The sequence below is a fragment of the Streptomyces sp. NPDC048290 genome (assembly GCF_040652095.1).
Classification (GTDB): domain Bacteria; phylum Actinomycetota; class Actinomycetes; order Streptomycetales; family Streptomycetaceae; genus Streptomyces.
In genome coordinates this window covers 135,765-157,173 of the sequence record NZ_JBEZLM010000019.1, presented here as the reverse complement: position 1 = coordinate 157,173, position 21,409 = coordinate 135,765, and the positions used below count along the sequence as shown (strand labels likewise).

The window sequence follows — 21,409 nt, the reverse complement described above, 5'->3', positions numbered from 1 at the left end:
CGGCGAACGTTGACCGAGACAGTAAAGGAACAGCCGAGATGGATGAGACCTCCCGTACCTATGACGTGATCGTCATCGGTGCCGGACCCGTGGGCGAGAACGTCGCCGAACGCACCCGCGCCGCCGGACTCAGCACCGTCATCGTGGAACGCGAACTGCTCGGCGGCGAATGCTCGTTCTGGGCCTGCGAACCCAGCAAAGCCCTCCTGCGCCCCGTCCTCGCCCACGCCGAAGCCCGCCGGATACCCGGACTCGGCGCGGCGGGCACCAGGACGCTGGACGTGGAGGCCGTACTCGCGCACCGCGACCGGATGGCCGCCCACTGGAAGGACGAGGACCAGGCCGACTGGCTCGCCTCCGTCTCCGTCGACCTGCTGCGCGGCCACGGACAGCTCGACGGCCCCCGCAAGGTGACCGTCCACCTGCCCGGCGGGGAAGCCGTACGGCTGACCGCCCGCCACGCCGTGGTCCTGTCGACCGGCACCACCGCCGCCCTCCCCGACATCCCCGGCATCGACACCGTCCCCGTCTGGACCAGCCGGGAAGCCACCAGCGCCCAGAGCGTCCCCGCACGCCTTGCCGTGGTCGGCGCCGGAGTGGTCGCCGTGGAGATGGCCACGGCATGGCAGGGACTCGGCTCACAGGTCACCCTGCTCGTCCGCGACGGCGAACTCCTCGAACGCGCCGAACCCTTCGCCGGAGAACTGGTCACCGCAGCACTGCGCGAGGCAGGTACCGACATAAGGTTCGGCGTCGAGGTGGCATCGCTCGCCCCACACGGGGAGGCGGGCGACGAGATACGGATCACCCTCACCGACGGCGGCGAACTGGTCACCGACGAGATCCTCGTCGCCACCGGCCGCACACCACGCACCACGAACCTCGGCCTGGAGACCGTGGGACTGGTCCCCGGCGGCTGGCTGGACGTGGACGACACGTTCCGCGTCACCGATGTGCCCGGCGACTGGCTGTACGCGGTCGGCGACATCAACCGCCGTGCCCTGCTGACCCACCAGGGCAAGTACCAGGCCCGCATCGCAGGCACCGTCATCGGCGCACGCGCCAACGGCGAAACCGTCGACGCCTCCCCGTGGAGCAGGCACACGGCCACCGCCGACAAGGTCGCCGTACCGCAGGTCGTCTTCACCGCCCCCGAAGTCGCCTCCGTAGGACTCACCACACGCGACGCCGAACGCACAGGGCGCAGGGTCGACGTGGTCGACTACGACCTCGGGCTGCTGGCGGGGGCACAGCAGTACCTCCCCGGGTACCAGGGACGCGCGCGGATGCTCGTCGACCCCGAGCGGGGCACCGTCGTCGGCGTCACCTTCGTCGGCCCCGGCGTCGCGGAACTGGTGCACTCAGCAACCGTCGTGATCGCCGGAGAAGTACCGGTGGAACGACTGTGGCACGCGGTACCGGCGTTCCCCACCATCGGTGAGGTATGGCTGCGGTTGCTGGAGACATACCGGGGGTGAGAGCGGTGTTCCCCGGCGCTGTGGACATCACCTGAGTGCGGGACACGTACCTGCTGACTCTGTCGTCGCCGTGTGACGCGGAAGGCCCTGTGCTTCCAAGAAGCTCTGGCGCGCAGACTGCGCGTATGCAAGAGAACTGATCGTCTCCAGCAACAGGGAAAGGAGTGTGGAAGATGCCCAGGCCCAGCATGCGTGAGCAGCTGATCGAGGCTGCTACCGACCGCTTCCATGAGCACGGCTTCAACGGCAGCGGCATCAAGGACATCACCGACGCGGCCGGAACCCCGAAGGGTTCCTTCTACAACCACTTCGACAGCAAGGAATCCATAGCTGTCGAGGTGATGCGGCGCCACACCCGCGGACGCCAGATAAGCCTGCTCTCCGACACCACGACCAACGCCGTCGAACGCATCCGCCAGCACTTCGGGTACATGGCACATGCCCTTGAACAGTTCGGCTATGCCCGGGGCTGTCTGCTGGGGAATTTCGGGTCGGAGCTGTCGGCACAGAGTCCGGTGATCCGGGCGGAGGTGGCCGGGAAGTTCGCCTGTTGGGAGTCGGCCCTTGCCTCCGCGCTCGACGAGGCGAATGCGGACGGCGCACTGGCCGGCGATGTGGACACTGTGATGCTCGCGCGTTTCCTGGTCAGCGCGTGGGAGGGTGCGGTGCTGCGAGCGAAGGTCATACGCAAGGCGATGCCGCTCGACGACTTCTTCTTCGCCCTCGATTCACTGTTCATCGACCCGCCCGAGACTGAGGCAGGCTCAGGCAAGGCGTGACAGGCCCCGACTGAGCGTCGTGGGATCGGAAGAGTCGTACTGGAAGAGCAAGGTCCCCGTCCGGGGTTCTCTCCGTGAGCGTTTCGTTGCTTCCCGGCTCTGCCCTTCCGGCTTGGCGGGGTCCCCTCGGGTCAGTGGGGTGTGAGGTCGCCCTCGTGTACAGCCCGCTTCGCCCGTTCGGCATCGCCGTTCTCCTCGACCGGAGCCGGATGGCCGGGGACCTGCCACCAGCCGCCCGAGGTCGGGGTCGGGGTCGGGGTCGGGGTCGGGGTCGGGTAAGGAGGGGGCCTCACCCCGTAGGAAGCCCCCAGCCCTGTCTACGAACCCGCCGCCCCGGGGCGGGGATCCATCACACAGTCGCCGCAGTACCGACTTGGCGAAGCCAACTTGACACGTCCAAAACGACCGGTCATATTCACAGTGAGACGGTGATCACGAACTCCCTTGTCACCGCGCCAATACGACACTTCGAAAGAGAGGCCGGCATGAGTGTGCTGTCCACCAGGTTCACCGAGAGGTTCGCGGTCCCCTACCCCTTCGTCTGCGCGGGAATGGCCTTCGCCGCCGGTACCCCGGACCTGGCCATCGCCGTCTCACAGGCGGGCGGCATCGGCGCGGTCGGCGCCGGGCTGATGCCCCCGGACACCCTCCGGCACACGGTTCGCGAGATCCGCGCGAGCGTGAACGGCGCCCCGTTCCACATCAACCTGATCACCTACTTCGACAACACCGACCTCATACAGGTCTGCATCGAGGAACACGTACCGATCGTCTCCTTCCACTGGGGCCACCCGCCGGCCGAACAGATCCGGCGACTGCGCGACGCCGGGATCTCAGTGTGGGAGCAGGTCGGTTCCGCGGCGGCGGCCGAGCGGGCCGTCGAGGACGGTGTGGAAGTCGTCGTCGCCCAGGGCTGGGAGGCCGGCGGGCACAACTACGGCGGCCTGCCCACCATGGTCGGTGTGCCCGCCGTCGTCGACGCCGTCGGTGACCGGGCCCTGGTCCTCGCCGCCGGGGGCATCACCGACGGACGCCAGGCCGCCGCGGCCCTGTGCCTGGGCGCCGACGGCGTATGGGTCGGCACCCGCCTGGTCGCCTCCCACGAGGCACAGGTCCACCCCGAGCACCACCACCGCCTGGTCACGGCCCACGGCGAAGACACCCTACGCACCAGCATCTTCGGACCCGAGTGGCCCGACTTCAACCCGATGCGCGTCCAGCGCAACCGCGTCGTGTCCGAATGGGACCACCGGCTGGCCGAGGTACCCACCGCCCGCGACGGCCTCGAACAGGTCGGCACCACACACCTCCAGGGCGAAGACAGCGTCCTGCGCAAGTTCAACGTCCTGCCGCCCGTGCCCACGACCGAGGCCGACTGGGAGGAGATGCCCTGGCTGATGGGCCAGGGAGTCGGCCTGGTCCACGACATCCGGCCGGCCGGGGACATCGTCCACGAGCTGATGGAACAGGCCGAGCACGTCCTCACCCGCACACAGCGCTGAAAGGCCGTCATGAGCACGCAGAACCAGAAGGTCGTCGTCATCTCGGGTGCGTCGCAGGGCATCGGTGCGGCACTGGTCGCCGCCTACCGCTCACGCGGGCACGCCGTCGTGGCCACCTCCCGGACCATCGCCCCCTCCGGGGACCCGGACCTGATCACCGTCCGCGGAGACATCTCCGAACCCGCCACCGCCGAACAGGTCATCGCCGCCGGTGTGGAGCGGTTCGGCCGGATCGACACACTCATCAGCAACGCGGGGATCTTCCTCGCCAGGCCCTTCACCGACTACACCCGGGACGAGTTCGCCACCATGGTCGGCGTGAACCTGGCCGGCTTCTTCCACCTCGCCCAGCCCGCCATCGACCACATGCTCACCCGCGGCACCGGCCATGTCGTCACCATCACCTCCAGCCTGGTCGACCACGCCATCTCCCACGTCCCCTCCGCGCTGACCTCGCTGACCAAGGGCGGCCTCCAGTCCGCAACCAAGTCCCTGGCCATCGAGTACGCCCGGCACGGCATCCGGGTCAACGCCGTGTCACCGGGCATCATCAAGACCCCGATGAACCCCACGGAGGCCCACGACGCCCTCAGCGGCCTCATCCCCGTGGGCCGTATGGGAGAGCCCGGCGACATCGTCTCCGCGGTCACCTTCCTCGACGACTCCCCCTACATCACCGGCGAGATCCTCCACGTCGACGGCGGGCAGAGCGCCGGCCATTGACCCGCGCCCGGGAGAACGGGGAGACACAGGCCGGGGGCGGGTACGACGATGTCGTACCCGCCCCCGGCTGCTGCCTACAGCTGTACCGTTCGGTTGCTCACCTGCCGGTGTACGCCCGGTAGGTGAGCAGCATCGGCCTGCCGTTCTTGTCCGTGACCTTGGCGCGGGATGAGACGGCCGTGCCTGACCGGCTTGTCGTCAGTGTCCGGAAGAGCTGGGTGCCGGAGCCGAGTGCCTCGGGTTCGGCGACGACGGCCCGCTCAACAGCCCGGTCGACCCTGCGTACGGCCGCGGCCTGCTCGAACGGGGCTGTACGAGTCGCTTCCCGGCGGAACCGGTCCGGGCACTCTTCAGTTCGGCGTATCCCCATTTTGGCGGGCACAGCTTCAGGATCGCCGCAGCGCCCGCGACGTGCCAGGTGGCCATCGAAGCGCTGGAAGGGGTGCGGGATGGCTAGGGGTGCTCGCCCAACTCCTGGGCGATAGGCTTGCCTTGGCGTCCGGCCACGGTGGTGATGTCGACGCCCGGAGCGGTGGCGGCGGGCTTGACCGCCGATCCACGACACGCGGGCCGGTGGACGAAGAGTCGGCTGGCTGGTCGTCGCCGTCGGCCCGATCCCACCGACGGTGAGCGCGGAGTCGTCACTGTCGGCGAACCGGGCGTCTTGGGGCCGTAGTTGTCCGAGGCCACGGTGAGCAGAGCGTCGCTCGGCGCGGAGCCTGTCGACCTGCACCTCCGGTGGCCGGGCGGGTCAGGGACTCCAAGCCTCATGTTGAAGACCTCGGGACCCCTCGCTGCCCACTCCGTGTGCGCGGTGATCCCGGATTTCCTCGGCCTTGCCGTCGTAGTCAAGGGCGGCTGATGGACGGCACCTGGATCGAGGAGAGCCGGGCCGCGCACATGTGGCTCTCCTCGGTCTGCTCCGCGCCAGCCACCTGGTCATCGTCCGCCCCATCACGAGCACCAGTCGGAGCCCATCACTCAGGGTGGCCGGAGGCGGAGCCGTCACCATCGGCTCCGCCGCCTTCCATGGCTCCCTGCGCCCACGCCGGAACCCTCCGGTCCCAGTGAGCACCCCTGGTCCGACCGAAGCGAAAGGCGAGCCGGGACCCTCTGTCTGATGGGCCCCGCGCAGGGGCACCCGCCACCACAGCACGCCCATGCCAGGACAGGCGACCGCTGTTCCCTGGTCCGGGAAGCGCAGGTGTTTCCCAGGCCGACCGGTGCAAGCACGGCGACCGCTCACGATGGCCCACATCGGCCCTGGGCCGAACCGAGGTGCGGGACCGTGGTTTGATTCGCGGCCTCTGAGGGGCGTCAGCGGGTCGCGCGCGCGGCCTGCCGGATCAGGCGGGCTACGGCGCCCGGCTGGGAGACCGCCACGGCGTGGGATGCCTCGATCTCGACCGTGTGGGCATCGGCGCGCTTGGCCATGAAGAGCTGGGAGGCCGGGGGGATGTTCTTGTCCTCGGTAGTTACCGGGTTCCAAGAGGGAATGGTCGTCCAAGCGGCCTCGGTGGCATTCTCCTCCAGGGCGGACGCGGCCACGGGGCGCTGTGTGGCGGCCATGAGACTGGCGACCGGCTCAGGGACATCAGCAGCGAACTGGGCGTGGAAGGCGTCGGTCTTGATGTACAGATCGGTGCCTGTGCCGCCGCCGGGCAGCGGAAACGCCACATCGTCGAGGGTTGGTCCGAGTGTGCTGCCGGGGAACCTGTTCGACAGTTCCAGCGCGCTCTCACCCGCTGCGGGGATGAACGCGGCAATGTAGACCAGCGCCTTGACGTTCGGGCTGCCGACGGCAGCCTGGCTGATCACGGCGCCGCCGTAGGAGTGCCCCACGAGCACGACGGGCGCGTCCAGGCTGTCGAGCACACTGCGGACGTAGGCGGCATCATCGGCCAGGCCCCGCAGCGGGTTCGCGGCGGCGATCACCTGGTAGCCGTCCCACTGGAGGCGCTCGACCACACCGTTCCAGCTGGATGAATCTGCGAACGCACCGTGGACAAGCACGATGGTGGGCTTGTCCGGCGAGGTGTTGTTCATGGTTAGAGTTCTCCTTGTCATGGTTGCGCCAGTGTCGGCGCGAGTACAGTGGCGCCCCGGCCCTCCGGTCTGGCGGGTGGTGGCGGTGCGCGAGGGAGCAGGCGACGGCCCGCCCGCAGCAGGGGTGAGGGAACAGGCAACGGCCGGCCCCGGTGACTCGCTCCTCCCGAGGGAACGAGGCCAGTGGGGCGTCGTAGTCACAGCCATCACACGACCGGCCGGGGACAGTCTTCGCACACCGGGCACGAGAGCCTGCGCCGACCGGCCATGAACGGGCCCGTGACACCGGTGAGCCAGCTCCGCCGACCTGGCTCAGCGGGAGAGCGGCGGGTGACGACGCACCTCAGGCGCCGAGAAAGTCGGCGACGTCCGCAGCAAATTCTTGGTGGTGCTGGAACAGGAACCCGTGCCCGGATTCCGGGTAGATCTTGATCCGGGCGTCAGGTAGGAGCCCGGCCAGCAGGTGGGAGTACCGGGGCAGGATCATCGGATCGTTGTCACCACCAGCCACGAACACCGGCTGCTCGATGCCGCGCAGGCGCTCCAGCCTGGAGTGGTCCGGGATGCCCCAGCGGGTGACCGCGTCGTACTGAGCCTGCCGGGTCTGCCAGGTCGTCGGCTCGTCCCGGTGCTCGGTCCGCCCGGCGAAGATCCGACCTGCGGCCCGCTGTCCCTCCGCCAGCCCTTGGGCCGTCCTGGTGAAGAACACGCGCAGATACCCTTCCGGTGACGGCTCCCGGCCGCCCACAGCCGCGATGACGTCCGGGCTCCATCCGTGCATGTCCGGCGCGCCTTGCGGCGCCGAGGCGGCAAGCACGATCCTGCCTACCAGGTCGGGTCGGTACAGGGCGATCTCCTGCGCCACGAAGCTGCCCAGGGAGAAACCCAGCAGATCCACCCGGTCCAGGTCCAGCGCGTCGAGGAACGCGATCGCGTCGTATGCCATTTCGGCGACGGTGTGCAGGGTACTTCCCGTGCTAGCGCCCACACCGGTGTTGTCGAAGGTGATCACCCGGCGGCCCACCGCCAGGCCGTCGATCAGCGCGGGGTCCCAGTTGTCCAAGTTCCCGCGGAAGTGCTGGAGCAGCACCAGCGGTGGTGCTCCGGTGTCCGTTCCCAAGTCTCGGTACGCGTAGCTGACGCCGTTGGCCGCGAGCGCCAGGTGGGTTGCGGCAGCTGTGTAGGCGGTCATGGTGAACCTCCCTGTGTGGTTCCGACCGGAGGCCGGCGATGATCGATGTAAATATGACCGGTCGTCTTACGACTGTCAAGTACTGACCCGCCACCCTGGGAAGGCGGCACTATGGCGTCACGGCGTTCGGAGCTTGCTCTACAACCTGATGCTCATGTCGGGATCCGGCTCGGGCCGCCTCCTTACACGGCGCGGGAAGGGTCAGCAACGCCCACCCGTGGCGCAGCGGTCAGGTCCGCGGATACGCCGTATTGATCTACGCCAGATGCCATGTCGCCGAGCCAACCAAGCGGCGGCCTGCTCGGCGACGATGACGGGCAGGCGTATGTCGGCGTCGGCGATCGTGTCTACCGCGAGGGACCGCCCTGTTCAGTGGCCTCGCCTCGTCCGCCTCCACCGCGCCCACGCCCCACCTCGCCGTGGACACTCATGTGCCTGCCGGCGATGACGATGGTCACCCGCCCCAGCCTCCACGACGCCCACACCGCCCGCGACTTCCTCGTCCGTCTCCGCCCCGCCCACCCTCAAATCACCCTGGTCTGGACCGACTCCGCCTACGGCGGCGAACTTGTCACCTGGGCCAAAGACCACGTCACCCTCACAACCGTCCCAGACCGAGGTCGACATGGACGTCCAGGCCCGCTTGTCGGGCCACTCCTCCCACCAGACGGCAGCACTCCTGGCCCGGCTCGTCACAACTCGCACTCTGGCGTCCTGACATCACGACCGCATCAGTGACACGGTCTCCTGGCGGCACTGCCCGGCCAGGCCGCAGTGACAGAGTCCGATGTACGGAAGGCGATCTGCGATCCGCTCCCGGCATCTCGACGCGCTCGGGCAACAGCCGTCTGCCCTGGTCACCACCGCCCACGGCGTCGGCTATGCAGCGAGTCTTCGCCCTGACCGGAGCGCCGTGGTGGGCGTGATCAGACACCCAATACCCCCGCAGCTACGGCACACATCACACATATCGCAGTGCAGATATCAGCTATCCAAGAATACGTGACGCGTTTCACTATTCCACCTTGAATAGTCCCGGTCTGAGTACGCCGAAGATGAGATTGCACTCGCTCCGAAGCACGTACGGAGGACCCCACGAAGCCGTCGAGAAGTGAACCCGCGTACGCACTCGGCAGTACCTCGCCAGAGCCGTGCACGGAAATAACGAGACCTCCGCTTTCCTCTATCCCAACTCCTGATATGACTCCGACAGGGATCGTATAGGTGAAAATCGGATTGACCACGATTACGTAAGGGCCTTTCATTAGAATCCGCGCTCCCAAGATCCTTCGCGCCAATGCAATAGTTCCGCAACATGCGGCGATTCCGGCGGCCGGCCCTCCCGAAAGCCCGTTCATCTGACTGATCGCCAGGCCCGCAGCCAGCACCCCAAAGGCAAGCGTTGCGAACCATGAGAAAATTCTGTAGGACACGCGCTGAAGAGTTTCAGACTTCTCAGGGCTCATTAAACTTCCTAGGAGACCGAGTAGTAGGGCCTGTTGGGAAAGTGCTGGCACTCTGCGGGGACATCGATGTCTGATTTCCGCCAGCGTGGTCTGCCCCTACTGATCACACTGGCACCATGACGATTTCATCCACTACAGACTCGGTTACGGTCCTCACCGGCATGTATGCGGCTGAGGCGAAGTACCTGGCGGCCGGAGGCCCTGGCGAGGCTTCATTCGACCTGCTCGCCCCCTTCTTTGCGCCGGATGTCGTGTTGCATCAAGCCGATGCTCTGCCCTATGGCGGCACCTGGCGCGGACACTCGGGCATGACTCGGTTCTTCCTCACGATGGGTGCTGTTTGGGAGTCATTCGACATGGTGAAGCAAGAGTTCCTCGCCACTGGTGAGACTGCGGTAGTGCTCACCCAGGTCCGTGCTCGTGCTCGTGCGACAGGCCGCGAACTCTCCTTTCCGATCCTTCAGACGATCACGGTCAAGGACGGGAGGATCACCGAGATCCGTCCGTTCTACTGGGACACACGGGTCATCGCCGACGCCTGCGCAGAGCCGAGCGCGAGCGGCTGACGTGGACGGTGAGTCCGCTGGTCACAGCCACTCGTTGATGGTTGCGACCAGCACGGTTGCCTCATAGCGGACCGCGAGCTTGTCGTACCGTGTTGCCACTGCGCGGTGTCTTTTGAGGCGATTGATGCCGTACTCCACTGTGTGACGCTGCTTGTAGTCTTCCTGGTCGAACTCCGGCTGTCTGCCTCTGCGGGAGCCGAGGTTCTTGCGATTGCGGACCTGGTCCGTCTTCTCCGGAATAGTGCAGGAGATCCGGCGTCTGCTCAGGTAGGCGCGGTTCGCGCGGGAACCATAAGCCTTGTCGCCCCGGACCTTATCGGGCCTGGTGCGCGGCTGACCGGGCCCGAGGCGGGGAACCCGGATCTTCTCCAGGACCGGCCGAAAGTACGGGCTGTCGTGCCGGTGTCCGGCAGTGATGTGCAACGACAGCGGCTTCTGGCCCTGCTCGGCTGCGAGGTGGACTTTCGTGGCCAGGCCGCCGCGGGAACGTCCCAGCCCGTGGTCGTGGGGCTCGGTGTCGACGCCTCCGGGCGGTTCCTTCATGGACCGTACCGTTCCGGCACATCCCGCCACGGCGTTCCCGCCCGCGTCCGCCACCGTATCCCGTCGATGAGCTGCCGCCTTGTCCATATCGGCGGCCTCCCCTGCTTCTTCCCCCTGGGCAACAGCGGCTCCAGCCTGGCCCACTGTGCGTCTGTCAGATCTCTACGCGCCACAACGCCCGATCATCACCGAGCAAGATCCACTTTTGCAGCAGGCCCTACTGATCTTTTCGTTAGTGCGGTGGGTGTGGTGGTCGTGTGAGCGGGAGGCTGTCGGGGTGGCCTATCCACCTGTTTCCCCGGCCGTCGGTTCTCCTCTTCCGCCGTTGTCGCGGCCTCAGTTGGCGGAGGCGATGCGTGTCCGGGCGGTGGGGTTGTTCGAGGAGGGTGTCTCGAATACGGAGATCGCGCGGGCGGTGGGGGTGTGTCCGCAGAGCGTGCGGCGTTGGCGCCGGGTGTGGGAGGAAGGCGGTGCTTCCGCGTTGCGGCGGCGGGCGGCGACGGGTCGTCCGCCCAAGCTGGACGACTCCCAGGTCGAGGTGGTCCGGGTCGCGTTGGAGCGAGGGGCCCAGGCTCACGGTTTCGAGGCTGACCTGTGGACCCTGGAGCGGGTCGGCGCCGTCGTGGAGCGGGAGACGGGGGTGGTCCTGTCGAGGACGTCGGTGTGGAGGCTGCTGACCGACCGGCCGGGGTGGAGTCTGCAGCGGCCCGAGCGGCGGGCGGTCGAGCGGGACGAGTCCGAGATCGCCCGCTGGGCCGCGCATGAGTGGCCGCGGATCAAAAAAGGGGGGCGGTGAACACACGTGCCTGGACCGTGTTCCTCGACGAATCAGGTGTCTCGCTACTGCCGCAGGTCCGTCACACCTACGCGCCCCGAGGACGGACCCCGCTCCTTCGGCACCGCCTGAACTGGAAGCGGGCGTCGACGACCGGCGCACTCGGCTACCACTGCACCGACCCCGAACGCGGGCCACGACTGTGTTTCCATCTCAAGCCCGGCAGCTACGACACCCCGGGACTCATCGAGGTCCTGGAGCAGACGAAGGTGCCCACTGGAGCCGGGCCATGCGGGCCCGGGTCGCCGAGCAGGACTGGCTCACCCTGGAGCGATTACCCGCCTACGCGCCCCAGCTGAACCCAGTGGAACTGCTGTGGTCCTCCCTCAAGAAACGTGAACTCGCCAACCCTGCCGACAACCACCTCGCCGATGTCGCCGACGCCACCGAACAAGGCATCCACCGCATCAACACCACCCCACAACTCCCCTGGCCATTCCTCACCCACACCGGACTCACCATCCACCCACCACACCCACCGAACCAACGAAAAGATCAGTAATAGTTGGATCAGATCGCCGTGAGGGATGCGATGGCTCGCACCCCTCATACTCACTGAGCACTAGGCAGTGTCCGGCGGATCATGTGACAGCTCACGCCGCAACCGCCGCTACCTGCGAAGACGCCAGATCAAGCACACCATCCCCGAACTGAGGGACCAGCGGGCCAACCGCAGACGACGGGGCAGCAAGGGCGGCCGACCCACCAGCTTCGACAGCGAGATCTACAAACGCCGCGACGAGGTCGAGCGCACCATCAATCGGCTGAAGAACTCCCGGGCCGTCGCCACCCGCTCGACAAGCGGGCCTACGTCTTCCACGGCACCGTCACCACCGCAGCAATCCGCCTATGGCTCCGCCTGTGATCTGCGAGGCACCCTGTGGCTCTAGAGTCTCCCTGTGGACGCCAACAGCTGGTTCGAGGTCGAGGACCCGGAGGAGTACGGCGAGGAGCCCTGGGACTTCGACGAGGCCGAACTCGCCTTCCTGGCAGCCCTGCGAACCCGGGCCGCTGATTGGCAGGTGCCGTGGGCTCCCAGCCAGGTCGGACGGCCTGAGGACGAGTCGTCGTTCCTCGTCCATATCAGCCTTCTCGATGAGGCGCGCCGACTGGTGCTCGCCGAGTGGGCCGTGCACTTTTACGGCACACACGTGCTGGCCGGGAGAGTCTGCGACCAGCTCTTCAACCTTCACGAGTCGCCCGAGCATGGCTTCTTCCGGGCCTCCGGCACGGTCGAGGAGCTCGCGGAGCGGTGCGCCGGCTGGTTCGAGAGCCTGTTGTGCCGCCCTGTCGTCCGCGTCGAATGGCCGTTCAAGGACGGGAAGCATGCGACCCGCTGGGAGTTCGCCGACACAGGCGAGATCCTGGGGACGCGCGGCTCCATCCCCGCCGACGGCTCATCCCCGGCTCACCGCCTCCCGGTCCGTCCCTGATCCGCCGGACACTGCCTAGGGCGGATCAACCTCAGCAGGCTCCCGGGTAGGCTCTCAGACTTGCCGATCCTGCCCCGTAAAATCCATTATCGAATGCCGCATTGGCGGACATTTCACCGTACGCAGCTCCCCAGCTCATGGGATCTTTCGGTTTTGGCTGAGTAACCCACGACTTGCGGCCTCCGCCTACACGCCGGAGACACCAGGAACCATCGTTTTGTACGACCGTGGCACCCTGGGACGGGCATTGCTCCGGTATGCCTTTCTCCAAGCAGCCGCTCCCGCCTAAGCTCTGACTACCTCACCTCAGCGCGTCCTCCCGGGCGGCATACAGGATCTCCTCCGAGAGATCGGGGTCGGCCTGCCCCACCGCGCGGGCGAGAATCAAGGCACCGACCATTTCACTGAGCAGACCGATCGCCCGGCGGTGTGCCTCCCGGGGCTCCAGGGCAGCACCTTTTTCGTGTGCCTCTCGCAAAAGTTCAGATGCGAAACCGGTGAGGTATCCCTCGACTCCGTGGGCGTATGCGTTCTGAACGGCGGCGTTGTCGCGTGCGGCGTCGGCGGCCAGGGAGGAGGACGGGCAGCCTCCGTCCGGGGCGTCCCGGTGCCGGGTCGACAAGTACTCGGTGACGATGCGTTGGAGCGGTGAGGCGCCTTCGCGGTCCCCCTCCTCCACCGTCTGGGCAAGGCTGGCGAGGGAGGTGAGGAAGGAGGCCGCACACACCTCGGCGACAAGCTCGTTCTTCGAGGCGAAGTGGTTGTAGAAGCCGCCGTGGGTGAGTCCGGCGTCGTTCATCAGCTCGGCGATGCCGACCGCCTTGACTCCTCGTGAGCGGAACAGACGGCCGGCTGCTTCGAGGATGATCTCGCGGTTGTGCGCCTTCTCCTCCTGGGTGATCCGAGGCATCTGGGCCCTCCTTGGCCGTCGGCTTGACATCTTTGATGACGACTCTCATCGTAGTAGACAGTTTCAATGACACTCGACATCAAAGGACTGGGCTGTGCCGCGCGCCATCCTCCACACCGAGTTCGGCGAGCCTCGGCAGGTGCTTCGCCTCGCAGAGCTGCCCGTACCTGGCAAGCCTCCTTCCGGACACGTGCTGGTGCGGGTTCCGATCCGCCCGGTGCACTGCGGCGATCTCATGGGGGTGCGGAGTGCGCCTCCTACGGGGCCTGGCTTCTTCCGGACGCAGTGGGCGGCTCGCTCACGACCGGCCTGATCGGGGTGCTCGTCGACACGGGCCGGTTGATCACCTTCGGGCACCTGGGCTCTGGGAGCACAGCGCTCAACAAGTCGCTGCCGCTGACCACCTCTGGCCTGACCGTGCGGGGCGTTTCTATCGGCCAGTGGACGAGCCGTACACCCGACGAGCGCGCTGACGACATCGGCCACGCCACCCGCCTCTCGGTGGACGAACCGGCGCTCCTCGGCGTCGCCGCGCGCTACGGCCTGGCGGGCTTCAGCGGGGCAGCAATCGACCACATCAGTCGCCCAGGCAGGACGGGAACGGTACTGCCCACCAGCCCTTCCTGACACCGCGAAAGGATGTGCCATGGAGATCGGAACCATCGGTGCCGGCACGGTCGCCCAGGCCATCGCCCGCCATGCCCTCGCCCACGGCCACGAGGTCGTAGTGAGCAACCGGCGCGGTCCCGCTTCCCTGGCCTCCCTCACCGACCGGCTGGGGCCGCTGGCCCGAGCGGGCACGCCGGAGGAGGCTGCCGCCGTCGACATCGTCATCCTCGCGGTCGGCTGGACCCGCATACCCACCGTCGTGGCCGGGCTGCCGTCCCTCAAGGCCGCACCAACCAGTTCCTCAGCCTGCCCCCGCACCCGGTGGTGGCCAGCCTCGGCACGATGTCCGGAAGCGAGTTCACAGCTGCCCTCATGCCGGGCGCGCGTGTCGTCAAGGCGTTCAACACGCTCTACGGCCCCTACATTGCCGCTGATCACCGCCACGCGGCGGGCCGCCAGATCCACTTCCTCGCCGACGACGACACCGACGCCAACGCCAACGCCACCGTCTCCGATCTCGCGGATGACTTCGGCTTCGCTCCTATCGACCTCGGATCACTTCACGAGGGCGGACGCCCTATGCAGCTCGGCGGCCCGCACGCCCTCCAGCAGTCGCAGCCGTAGGACCACCAGGAGGTGCGGCAACATCCCCGCGCGTGAGCGCCACCATGGACGCGCCGCGTGAGCGCTGATGCGCAAACGAACACAAGGAGAAAGTGATGATCGCCCAGAACAAGGACCAGCCCACCCGCATTGTGTACAGCACGTACTACCGCGTACATCCGGAAGACCGGCAGAAGTTCATCGACGCAGTGACCCCGCACCTGGCGGTCGAAGCCCAGATCCCGGGGGTCGTCTACTACGTCTTCGCCCAGGACATCACGGATCCCAACACCTTCCATCTCTCTGAAGGGTTCCGCGACCAAGCGGCGCTCGATGAGCACGACCGCTCCCCGGCCTTCGCGGAAGCACTGCGCAAGGTCAGGGACTCGGTACGCATCCTTGATCGGCAGGGACAGCGCTATGTGGTCGCCTCGCAGGGCCCGGGTGACCCGCCCGGTGGGGTCACACTCGCGCAGTAGGCCGTCATGGCACCACTGCCCCGTCAGTCGGCACGAAGAGGACCGCGCAAGTCGGATCAGGGCCTACAACGGACGCATCAGGAGGGTGATATGGAGAGCGTCGAGTTCGAACGTCAGTGAAACACCGGGATCATCGTCCTCCGGGACCCGCCGAGAAGCCGGCTCGGGCGGGCGTTCGCCAACGAGAGCTGGTTGCGAACCTTCATCGCGGAAGTCAAACCAGGCGTATGCGGCTATCGAGGCCCTGCGTATACCGGTTGTCGCGGCTGTTCAGGGTCAGGTGGTTGGCGGGCACTACGAATTGCTTCTCCGGGCTGATGTGGTCCTTGCCGCCGGGGCCGCCTCGTTCACTTGGGTTGAATCGGGCTCCGGCATGACACGACTGGCGGGCGGTGTGCAACGCCTGGCTTGACATCGGCCGTAGCCGGGCAACCGTGCACATCATGCTCGCTCAATGGGTCACCTGACTGACCCCTCAGGGTCGATGCGGCGGCGTGCCTGGGCGGCCGGGCCCGCGCTTGGCGTCGGCCCGCAGGCACAGAACCGGGAGGCTGCCCCCTGGCGCAGCCTCCCGGTTCTGTGCGGGTCAGACGGTTCGCGGCGGGTGGTCGAAGGTCCCGCCCTTCACACTGCGGAGGAAGGCGCTGACCGTCGCCGGGGTGAACACGTGCACAAGGCCGGCTTCGCCCTCGGAGTACACCGAGTGGTATATCGGGGTGACCCGTTCTGGTCCCTGGCCGAGGGCGTCATGCAGGCGCCCGGTCAGGCTGGTCAGTCGGTCGGCTGGGTCAGGGGCGGGAGCCAGCCCGCGATGTGTTCGGGTGTGCCGGTGCCCTTGGCGCGCCGGACGAACGCCGAGCGCAGGGCCGGATGGGGCTCGCCCGGCTCGTAGAAGTTGCGCTTCATGTGCCGCAGTTCGTCCTCCCGGTACGAGGCGAGCGGGCGGTCCGCCTCGTCCGCCTCGCGACGGGCCCGCTTCGCGCGGAGCCGTTCGGCGTGGAGCGGGGACCCGGCGAGCTGGGCGGCGCCGCGCTCCACCCACGCGTCGAACTGGGCGACCGTGCCGGGCACCGCGTGGTCGACGAGACCGATCCTGCGGGCCTCGGCCGCGCCCACCGGGAGGGCCTCCTCAGTGAGCCGCGCCGCCTCCTGGGCTCCGACGCGCCGCGGAAGGGAGTACGTCCAGTACTCGGAGCCGTGGAGCCCCATCAGCCGGTAGTGGGGGTTCAGGACGGACGCCTCCCGGCACCAGACCTCGTCGGCGGCGAGGGCGAGCATCAGGCCCCCGGCGGCGGCGTTGCCGGGGAGGGTCGCGACGGTGAGCCGGTCCGTGGTGGTGAGGACGGCCTCGGCCAGGTCGTCCATGGCGTTGATGTTCGCCCATGCCTCGGCCGCGGGGTCGGTGGCCGCTTCGATGACGCCGAGGTGGATGCCGTTCGAGAAGAAGTCCGTGCGCGGCCCGAGGAGGAGGACGTCCGTCGGACGGGTGCGGGCCTCCTGGTAGGCCGCCAGCAGGCGTCGGCACTGGTCGGTGCTCATGGCGCCGCCGGGGAAGGCGAAGGTGACACGGCCCACGCGGCCGTTCTCCTCGTAGCGGATCTCGGACCAGCCCTCGCCGTCGTCGGGGAGCGGGAACTCCGGGACGCCCGCGACCTTGTCGCCGAGTACCGTGGTGGCCGGCAGCTTCCACGTCGCCGGTCCGCCCGGGGTGCGCCGCCGGCGCAGCTGGGGAATCCACACCGCGCCGTCGGTGGTGGCGCGGCAGACGGCTCCGTCCCGGGTGGCGACGATCTCGCCGGGGGCACCGCTCAGGCGTTCCTCGGCGTGGCCGCCGTGGAGGTAGTACTCCTGGCCGAAGAGTTCGTCGAGGACGCCGGGCTGTGAGTCGGCCGTGCGCAGCTTGCGCAGGACGGTCGCGGTGTCGTCGGCGGTCCAGTCCACGGCGCGGAACGCCTGCCCGTGGTACGGCCGGAGGCGGCCCTGCACGGCGGGGTCGCCGTAGTCCAGCGGGACGGGCTCGTAGTCGCCGCGGGCGAAGCGGGCGACGGCGAGGAGGATCGCCTCCAGCGCGGCGTCCGCCGCGGCGCCCCGGTACAGCTCGCTCTTGCCGCACGCGCCGACCTCGAACGAAGCGTGCGCCCAGATGTCACCGGCGTCCATGTCCTTGTCGGCCTGGAGGACCGTTACGCCCCAGGTCTGCGCGGACTCGTGGAGCGCCCAGTCCAGCGAGGACGGTCCCCGGTCGCCGGGCGGACCGGGATGGACGATGAGGACCCGTCGGTCCTGCCAGATGTCGTCGGGCACGGGCACGGTGAGCATGGGCGCGAGGATCAGATCGGGATCGGCGGCACGGACGGCCTCCCGCATCCCCTGCGCGCTGTCGGGTCCTTCGGCGATGTGGACGGCCACCCAGTGCCCCCGCTCGCGCAGGGCGGTGTGCGTCCGCTGGGTGAGGCTGTTGAAGGCACTGGCGAGCAGCAGAACGTGCATGGGATCCGTCTCCTCCGGCCGTTCGACGCGCCGTGTGGCGCGTCTATCCGGGGAAACGACCGTCCCACCGGTCCCGGTTCACCCCACTTTCCGGCGGCACACGGTTGGGGGCATCGGAGGTCCGGCGGGAACGGTCCGCCCCGGCGGGGCGCGCGGGGGCGGAAGGGGTCCTGGGGATGGGACCGCTGAGGGAGAACGCTGGTGGGGAACGGCCGCCGGGCCGTACCCCGTTGACTCCGGCGGCCATCGGCCGTGGCAGGCGGGAGCACCCTGACCGGCCGGAGTGCCGCCTGCTCCGGGAGGGGGCCGGAGCGGGCACCTGTGCGCCGCCGCGCCCGTCCGGCACCCCGGGCCGCGAGCGTCACGGACGCCGTCAGGCCGCTCAGCCCGACCCGGCGGGACGGTCCGCCGCTCGCAGCGGAACGACCCGTGTCTACCGCCGCCCCGATGGCAGAGAGCCGGTCCGCGCCGTCAGGGAGTCACTGTCCGCCAACGGCATCGGGCTGCTCAACCTCGGCGCGCAGCGCGTCCTCGACGCGCCGGGCCAGGACCTGACCGACGGCCCAGCAGCCCGCCCCGTCCAGGCGCTTGTACGAGGCGGCGGGGCTGGTCTCCACCACGGCGACGGCCCCCTCCGGTCCGACGTCGACACGGACGCGGGCGGTGATCCCCGTCCCCGAGGGCCCCCGCAGGGCCAGGTCGAGCTTGCCGTGTCCGAAGGCGGTGACCTCGTCGAGCCGCAGCGCCGGGGTGCGCTCCACCGCGTGCCGCACACTGTCGGTGAGCTGGTAGGCGGTCCGCTTCCCGACGCCGGGCACGCGCACCTCCCGGACGTACGGCAGTCCCACGGCCTCGGGGCCGAGAACGAGGCCGTAACGCCGGGCGGTCCGGGCCGCGCCAGCCGTGTCCACCGTGGACAGCACGAGAGCGAGGGCGAGCGCAGCGGCGGCACCCGCGCCCGCCGCCGACCCAAGGGCCTCGCCCCACGGGGCACCGTCCCCAACGAGCATGACGGCGGCCATCGCACCCCCGCACAAAACCCCCACCGCCAGAGCGGGCAGGGCAAGCCACCGCAGGACCGCCAACCAGTAGCCGAACATCACATCTTCTCCTTCTCACGCGCGAGTCGCACCATACGTCGGCTGGTGGCCGGGGCCGACATCACCCCCGGTCACCAGCCGCACTCAGCCCCGCGGTGCCCGGACCGGTGTGAGCGGCTGAGGCCGGGCATCCCGGCGGGACCAGGTTCGCCCGGTTCCTCGTTCGCAGGGCCCGCCCGCGGGCCGGTTCTCAGTGCCCGCCGGTGGTCGGGCCGGTCGTGCGGGCGGGGCTGTCGTGGAGGCCGAGGCGGAGGTGTTCGACGTGGTAGAGGGCCTGGTCGAGGAGTTCCGCGACGTGGTCGTCGTAGAGGGAGTAGACGATGGAGCGGCCCTGGCGTTCGCCGGTGACCAGGCCGAGGTTGCGCAGGAGCCGGAGCTGGTGGGAGCAGGCGGAGGGTTCCATGCCGACGGCTTCGGCGAGGTCGCCGACCGAGCAGGGGCCTTCCTGGAGGCGGGCGAGGATGTAGAGCCGGGAGGGTGTGGCGAGGGCCTGGAGGGTGGCGGCGACGTCGGCGGTGCCGACCGCGTCGAGGCGCTCGCGGGCACTGGCGGTGCTGGTGGTGTCGCGTCCATGGCCCATGGCCCCATCCTAACCGCGACACCTGAAGACCTGTTCAGATGTTCCTGTACGGTGGAGGTGTCGGCCCACCTCGCCCGTGAAGGGTTGCTTCGCCATGTCTTCTGATGTTCTGGATCAGCGGTCCGCGCCGCCCGCCGACGCGCCGCGTCCGGTGCCGCCCCGGCGTCGCACCCGGCTGCTCGCGCTGCCCGAGGCCCGCTGGGCGCTCGCCGCCCTGGTGCTGTTCCTTCTCGCCCTCCCGGTCCATCTGCTGGACGGCCCGGGATGGCTGTGGGGGACGCTGTTCGCCGCGACGTACGTCACCGGCGGGTGGGAGCCCGGGTGGGAAGGGCTGAAGGCTCTCAAGGACAAGACGCTGGACGTGGACCTGCTGATGGTCGTGGCGGCGCTCGGGGCCGCCGCGATCGGCCAGGTCCTCGACGGTGCCCTGCTGATCGTCATCTTCGCCACCTCCGGCGCCCTGGAGGCCGTCGCGACCGCGCGGACCGCGGACTCCGTGCGCGGACTGCTCGACCTCGCCCCCACCACCGCCACCCGCCTGCTGCCGGGAGGCGACGAGGAGACCGTGGACGCCGAACGCCTGGTGGTCGGGGACCTCGTCCTGGTCCGCCCCGGTGAGCGGGTCGGCGCGGACGGGCGGGTGATCGAGGGGGCCAGTGACGTGGACCAGGCCACCATCACCGGTGAGCCGCTGCCCGTTCCCAGACAGGAGGGGGACGAGGTGTTTGCCGGCACCGTCAACGGCACCGGCGCCCTGCGCGTACGGGTGGAGCGGGACCCGTCCGACTCGGTGATCGCCCGGATCGTGAGGATGGTCGAGGAAGCCTCCGCGACCAAGGCCCCCACCCAGTTGTTCATCGAGAAGATCGAACAGCGCTACTCGGTCGGCATGGTCCTGGCGACCCTCTCCGTCTTCGCCGTCCCGCTCGCCTTCGGCGACAACCTCCAGTCCGCCCTGCTGCGGGCCATGACCTTCATGATCGTCGCCTCGCCGTGCGCGGTGGTCCTCTCCACCATGCCCCCGCTGCTGTCCGCCATCGCCAACGCCGGACGCCACGGCGTGCTCGCCAAGTCCGCCGTCGTCATGGAACGCCTCGGCCAGATCGACACCGTCGCCCTGGACAAGACCGGCACCCTCACCGAAGGCACCCCCCACGTCACCGACCTCCGCCCCTTGCCCGGCAGCGGCCTGGACGACAACGGCCTCCTGGCCCTGACCGCCGCCGCCGAGCACCCCAGCGAACATCCCCTCGCCCGCGCCGTCGTCACCGCCGCCCGCGAACGCCACCTCCCCCTGGCCGACGCCGACGGCTTCACCTCCGCCCCCGGCCAGGGCGTCACCGCCACCGTCGACGGCCGCACCGTCACCGTCGGAGCCTCCGCGCGGCTGCTGGACGATGCCGCCCGCGCGGAACACCGGGCCGTGGTGGCCGAGCTGGAGGAAGCCGGGCGGACCGCGGTCGTCGTCCTGCGCGACGGAACACCGGTGGGTGTCCTCGGGATCGCCGACCGGGTACGGAGCGACGCGGCGGCCACCGTCGCCGCCCTCACCCGCCTGACCGGCCGTACGCCGATCCTGCTGACCGGCGACAACGAACCTGCCGCCCGGCACCTGGCCGCCGAGGTCGGCATCACCGACGTCCGCGCCAACCTGCTGCCCCAGGACAAGTCCGCCGCCGTCCAGCAGTGGGAAGCCCAGGGCCGCAAGGTGCTGGTCGTCGGTGACGGCGTCAACGACGCCCCCGCCCTGGCCGCCGCCCACTCCGGCATCGCTATGGGCAAGGCCGGTTCCGATCTCGCCCTGGAGACCGCCGACGCCGTCGTGGTCCGCGACGAACTCGCCACCGTCCCGGCCATCGTCCAGCTCTCCCGCACCGCCCGCCGTCTCGTCATCCAGAACCTGGTCATCGCCGGGACGTTCATCACCGTCCTCGTCGCCTGGGACCTCCTCGCCACCCTCCCCCTGCCCCTCGGCGTCGCCGGCCACGAGGGCTCCACCGTCATCGTCGCCCTCAACGGCCTTCGCCTCCTGCGCGAAGCCGCCTGGCCCCACCCCACCCAGGACACCACGTGAA

The 21,409-nt window shown here is 68.9% G+C and carries 20 protein-coding genes and 4 pseudogenes; 16 read left to right on the top strand and 8 right to left on the bottom strand.

Going from position 1 to position 21,409, the window contains the following annotated elements; genetic code table 11:
- Window positions 1–38 precede the first annotated feature (38 nt).
- From AB0D49_RS28985 to AB0D49_RS28970, 4 genes are all read left to right on the top strand, one after another.
- A complete protein-coding gene (locus AB0D49_RS28985; RefSeq protein WP_362762655.1) occupies window positions 39–1,478 on the top strand; it encodes an NAD(P)/FAD-dependent oxidoreductase in 1,440 nt (479 codons plus the stop codon).
- A 188-nt stretch (window positions 1,479–1,666) separates the two neighbouring features.
- Window positions 1,667–2,257, top strand: a complete 591-nt coding sequence (locus tag AB0D49_RS28980; RefSeq protein WP_362762653.1) for a TetR family transcriptional regulator C-terminal domain-containing protein — start codon at window positions 1,667–1,669, stop codon at window positions 2,255–2,257.
- Between the two features lie 485 nt (window positions 2,258–2,742).
- Window positions 2,743–3,759 (top strand): nitronate monooxygenase, encoded by a 1,017-nt coding sequence (locus AB0D49_RS28975; RefSeq protein ID WP_362762651.1) that lies wholly within the window; start codon window positions 2,743–2,745, stop codon window positions 3,757–3,759.
- A 9-nt stretch (window positions 3,760–3,768) separates the two neighbouring features.
- A complete protein-coding gene (locus tag AB0D49_RS28970) occupies window positions 3,769–4,482 on the top strand; it encodes an SDR family oxidoreductase (RefSeq protein ID WP_362762649.1) in 714 nt (237 codons plus the stop codon).
- 97 nt (window positions 4,483–4,579) lie between these two features.
- Here AB0D49_RS28970 and AB0D49_RS28965 read toward each other — a convergent pair whose 3' ends face one another.
- The 3 genes from AB0D49_RS28965 to AB0D49_RS28955 form a co-directional block, all read right to left on the bottom strand.
- Window positions 4,580–4,864, bottom strand: a complete 285-nt coding sequence (locus AB0D49_RS28965) for a hypothetical protein (protein ID WP_362762647.1) — start codon at window positions 4,862–4,864, stop codon at window positions 4,580–4,582.
- Between the two features lie 935 nt (window positions 4,865–5,799).
- Window positions 5,800–6,528, bottom strand: coding sequence for an alpha/beta hydrolase (locus AB0D49_RS28960; protein ID WP_362762645.1), 729 nt, complete (start codon window positions 6,526–6,528; stop codon window positions 5,800–5,802).
- Window positions 6,529–6,871: 343 nt separating this feature from the next.
- Window positions 6,872–7,720: an alpha/beta hydrolase gene (locus tag AB0D49_RS28955; RefSeq protein ID WP_362762643.1), complete on the bottom strand. Its 849-nt coding sequence runs from the start codon at window positions 7,718–7,720 to the stop codon at window positions 6,872–6,874.
- A gap of 435 nt (window positions 7,721–8,155) precedes the next feature.
- Between AB0D49_RS28955 and AB0D49_RS28950 the strand changes: the two are divergent.
- Together AB0D49_RS28950 and AB0D49_RS28945 are read left to right on the top strand one after the other, a co-directional pair.
- Window positions 8,156–8,323, top strand: a pseudogene (locus AB0D49_RS28950) (IS5/IS1182 family transposase); the annotation flags it as partial.
- Window positions 8,324–9,302: 979 nt separating this feature from the next.
- Window positions 9,303–9,752: a nuclear transport factor 2 family protein gene (locus tag AB0D49_RS28945; RefSeq protein WP_362762641.1), complete on the top strand. Its 450-nt coding sequence runs from the start codon at window positions 9,303–9,305 to the stop codon at window positions 9,750–9,752.
- A 21-nt stretch (window positions 9,753–9,773) separates the two neighbouring features.
- Here AB0D49_RS28945 and AB0D49_RS28940 read toward each other — a convergent pair.
- Window positions 9,774–10,468: pseudogene (locus AB0D49_RS28940) on the bottom strand (IS5 family transposase).
- Between the two features lie 179 nt (window positions 10,469–10,647).
- Between AB0D49_RS28940 and AB0D49_RS28935 the strand changes: the two are divergent.
- From AB0D49_RS28935 to AB0D49_RS28920, 4 genes and pseudogenes are all read left to right on the top strand, one after another.
- Window positions 10,648–11,091: a winged helix-turn-helix domain-containing protein gene (locus AB0D49_RS28935; protein ID WP_362762639.1), complete on the top strand. Its 444-nt coding sequence runs from the start codon at window positions 10,648–10,650 to the stop codon at window positions 11,089–11,091.
- A 268-nt stretch (window positions 11,092–11,359) separates the two neighbouring features.
- Window positions 11,360–11,632: a transposase gene (locus AB0D49_RS28930; RefSeq protein ID WP_362762637.1), complete on the top strand. Its 273-nt coding sequence runs from the start codon at window positions 11,360–11,362 to the stop codon at window positions 11,630–11,632.
- Between the two features lie 88 nt (window positions 11,633–11,720).
- Window positions 11,721–11,995: pseudogene (locus AB0D49_RS28925) on the top strand (transposase); the annotation flags it as partial.
- A 34-nt stretch (window positions 11,996–12,029) separates the two neighbouring features.
- Window positions 12,030–12,563 carry a hypothetical protein gene (locus AB0D49_RS28920; RefSeq protein WP_362762635.1) on the top strand — a complete coding sequence of 178 codons (534 nt, stop codon included), beginning with the start codon at window positions 12,030–12,032 and terminating at the stop codon, window positions 12,561–12,563.
- Window positions 12,564–12,864: 301 nt separating this feature from the next.
- Here the strand turns inward: AB0D49_RS28920 and AB0D49_RS28915 are convergent, their stop codons facing one another.
- On the bottom strand, window positions 12,865–13,473 hold the full coding sequence (locus AB0D49_RS28915; protein WP_362762634.1) for a TetR family transcriptional regulator: 609 nt from the start codon (window positions 13,471–13,473) through the stop codon (window positions 12,865–12,867).
- A 285-nt stretch (window positions 13,474–13,758) separates the two neighbouring features.
- On the opposite strand from AB0D49_RS28915, the gene AB0D49_RS28910 reads away from it, so the two are divergent.
- The 5 genes and pseudogenes from AB0D49_RS28910 (at window position 13,759) to AB0D49_RS28890 (ending at window position 15,576) form a co-directional block, all read left to right on the top strand.
- The gene (locus AB0D49_RS28910; RefSeq protein ID WP_362762632.1) at window positions 13,759–14,100 is read left to right on the top strand and encodes a hypothetical protein; all 342 of its coding nucleotides are present in this window, start codon (window positions 13,759–13,761) and stop codon (window positions 14,098–14,100) included.
- 19 nt (window positions 14,101–14,119) lie between these two features.
- A pseudogene (locus AB0D49_RS28905) lies at window positions 14,120–14,299 on the top strand (NAD(P)-binding domain-containing protein); the annotation flags it as partial.
- Between the two features lie 125 nt (window positions 14,300–14,424).
- Window positions 14,425–14,706 carry a hypothetical protein gene (locus AB0D49_RS28900; protein WP_362762726.1) on the top strand — a complete coding sequence of 94 codons (282 nt, stop codon included), beginning with the start codon at window positions 14,425–14,427 and terminating at the stop codon, window positions 14,704–14,706.
- A 95-nt stretch (window positions 14,707–14,801) separates the two neighbouring features.
- On the top strand, window positions 14,802–15,164 hold the full coding sequence (locus AB0D49_RS28895; RefSeq protein ID WP_362762631.1) for an antibiotic biosynthesis monooxygenase family protein: 363 nt from the start codon (window positions 14,802–14,804) through the stop codon (window positions 15,162–15,164).
- Window positions 15,106–15,576 carry an enoyl-CoA hydratase-related protein gene (locus tag AB0D49_RS28890; RefSeq protein ID WP_362762630.1) on the top strand — a complete coding sequence of 157 codons (471 nt, stop codon included), beginning with the start codon at window positions 15,106–15,108 and terminating at the stop codon, window positions 15,574–15,576. The genes AB0D49_RS28895 and AB0D49_RS28890 overlap by 59 nt, the downstream gene beginning before the upstream one ends.
- Window positions 15,577–15,935: 359 nt before the next feature.
- Here AB0D49_RS28890 and AB0D49_RS28885 read toward each other — a convergent pair whose 3' ends face one another.
- The 3 genes from AB0D49_RS28885 to AB0D49_RS28875 form a co-directional block, all read right to left on the bottom strand.
- Window positions 15,936–17,654 carry an enoyl-CoA hydratase-related protein gene (locus AB0D49_RS28885; RefSeq protein WP_362762628.1) on the bottom strand — a complete coding sequence of 573 codons (1,719 nt, stop codon included), beginning with the start codon at window positions 17,652–17,654 and terminating at the stop codon, window positions 15,936–15,938.
- 479 nt (window positions 17,655–18,133) lie between these two features.
- Entirely contained in the window at window positions 18,134–18,754 is a 621-nt protein-coding gene (locus AB0D49_RS28880; RefSeq protein WP_362762626.1) for a hypothetical protein, read from the bottom strand.
- 190 nt (window positions 18,755–18,944) lie between these two features.
- Window positions 18,945–19,334, bottom strand: coding sequence for a metalloregulator ArsR/SmtB family transcription factor (locus tag AB0D49_RS28875; protein ID WP_362762625.1), 390 nt, complete (start codon window positions 19,332–19,334; stop codon window positions 18,945–18,947).
- A 94-nt stretch (window positions 19,335–19,428) separates the two neighbouring features.
- Between AB0D49_RS28875 and AB0D49_RS28870 the strand changes: the two genes are divergently transcribed.
- On the top strand, window positions 19,429–21,408 hold the full coding sequence (locus tag AB0D49_RS28870) for a heavy metal translocating P-type ATPase (RefSeq protein ID WP_362762623.1): 1,980 nt from the start codon (window positions 19,429–19,431) through the stop codon (window positions 21,406–21,408).
- Window position 21,409 lies beyond the last annotated feature (1 nt).

What these genes read in the sequence shown, in the direction of transcription:
- AB0D49_RS28875 (WP_362762625.1), bottom strand. Translation starts at nt 19,334, where the DNA reads ATGGGCCATGGACGCGACACCACCAGCACCGCCAGTGCCCGCGAGCGC.
- AB0D49_RS28970 (WP_362762649.1), top strand. Translation starts at nt 3,769, where the DNA reads ATGAGCACGCAGAACCAGAAGGTCGTCGTCATCTCGGGTGCGTCGCAG.
- AB0D49_RS28945 (WP_362762641.1), top strand. Translation starts at nt 9,303, where the DNA reads ATGACGATTTCATCCACTACAGACTCGGTTACGGTCCTCACCGGCATG.
- AB0D49_RS28915 (WP_362762634.1), bottom strand. Translation starts at nt 13,473, where the DNA reads ATGCCTCGGATCACCCAGGAGGAGAAGGCGCACAACCGCGAGATCATC.
- AB0D49_RS28885 (WP_362762628.1), bottom strand. Translation starts at nt 17,654, where the DNA reads ATGCACGTTCTGCTGCTCGCCAGTGCCTTCAACAGCCTCACCCAGCGG.
- AB0D49_RS28900 (WP_362762726.1), top strand. Translation starts at nt 14,425, where the DNA reads ATGTCCGGAAGCGAGTTCACAGCTGCCCTCATGCCGGGCGCGCGTGTC.
- AB0D49_RS28975 (WP_362762651.1), top strand. Translation starts at nt 2,743, where the DNA reads ATGAGTGTGCTGTCCACCAGGTTCACCGAGAGGTTCGCGGTCCCCTAC.
- AB0D49_RS28870 (WP_362762623.1), top strand. Translation starts at nt 19,429, where the DNA reads ATGTCTTCTGATGTTCTGGATCAGCGGTCCGCGCCGCCCGCCGACGCG.
- AB0D49_RS28955 (WP_362762643.1), bottom strand. Translation starts at nt 7,720, where the DNA reads ATGACCGCCTACACAGCTGCCGCAACCCACCTGGCGCTCGCGGCCAAC.
- AB0D49_RS28960 (WP_362762645.1), bottom strand. Translation starts at nt 6,528, where the DNA reads ATGAACAACACCTCGCCGGACAAGCCCACCATCGTGCTTGTCCACGGT.
- AB0D49_RS28935 (WP_362762639.1), top strand. Translation starts at nt 10,648, where the DNA reads ATGCGTGTCCGGGCGGTGGGGTTGTTCGAGGAGGGTGTCTCGAATACG.
- AB0D49_RS28930 (WP_362762637.1), top strand. Translation starts at nt 11,360, where the DNA reads ATGCGGGCCCGGGTCGCCGAGCAGGACTGGCTCACCCTGGAGCGATTA.
- AB0D49_RS28980 (WP_362762653.1), top strand. Translation starts at nt 1,667, where the DNA reads ATGCGTGAGCAGCTGATCGAGGCTGCTACCGACCGCTTCCATGAGCAC.
- AB0D49_RS28890 (WP_362762630.1), top strand. Translation starts at nt 15,106, where the DNA reads ATGTGGTCGCCTCGCAGGGCCCGGGTGACCCGCCCGGTGGGGTCACAC.
- AB0D49_RS28985 (WP_362762655.1), top strand. Translation starts at nt 39, where the DNA reads ATGGATGAGACCTCCCGTACCTATGACGTGATCGTCATCGGTGCCGGA.
- AB0D49_RS28895 (WP_362762631.1), top strand. Translation starts at nt 14,802, where the DNA reads ATGATCGCCCAGAACAAGGACCAGCCCACCCGCATTGTGTACAGCACG.
- AB0D49_RS28880 (WP_362762626.1), bottom strand. Translation starts at nt 18,754, where the DNA reads ATGTTCGGCTACTGGTTGGCGGTCCTGCGGTGGCTTGCCCTGCCCGCT.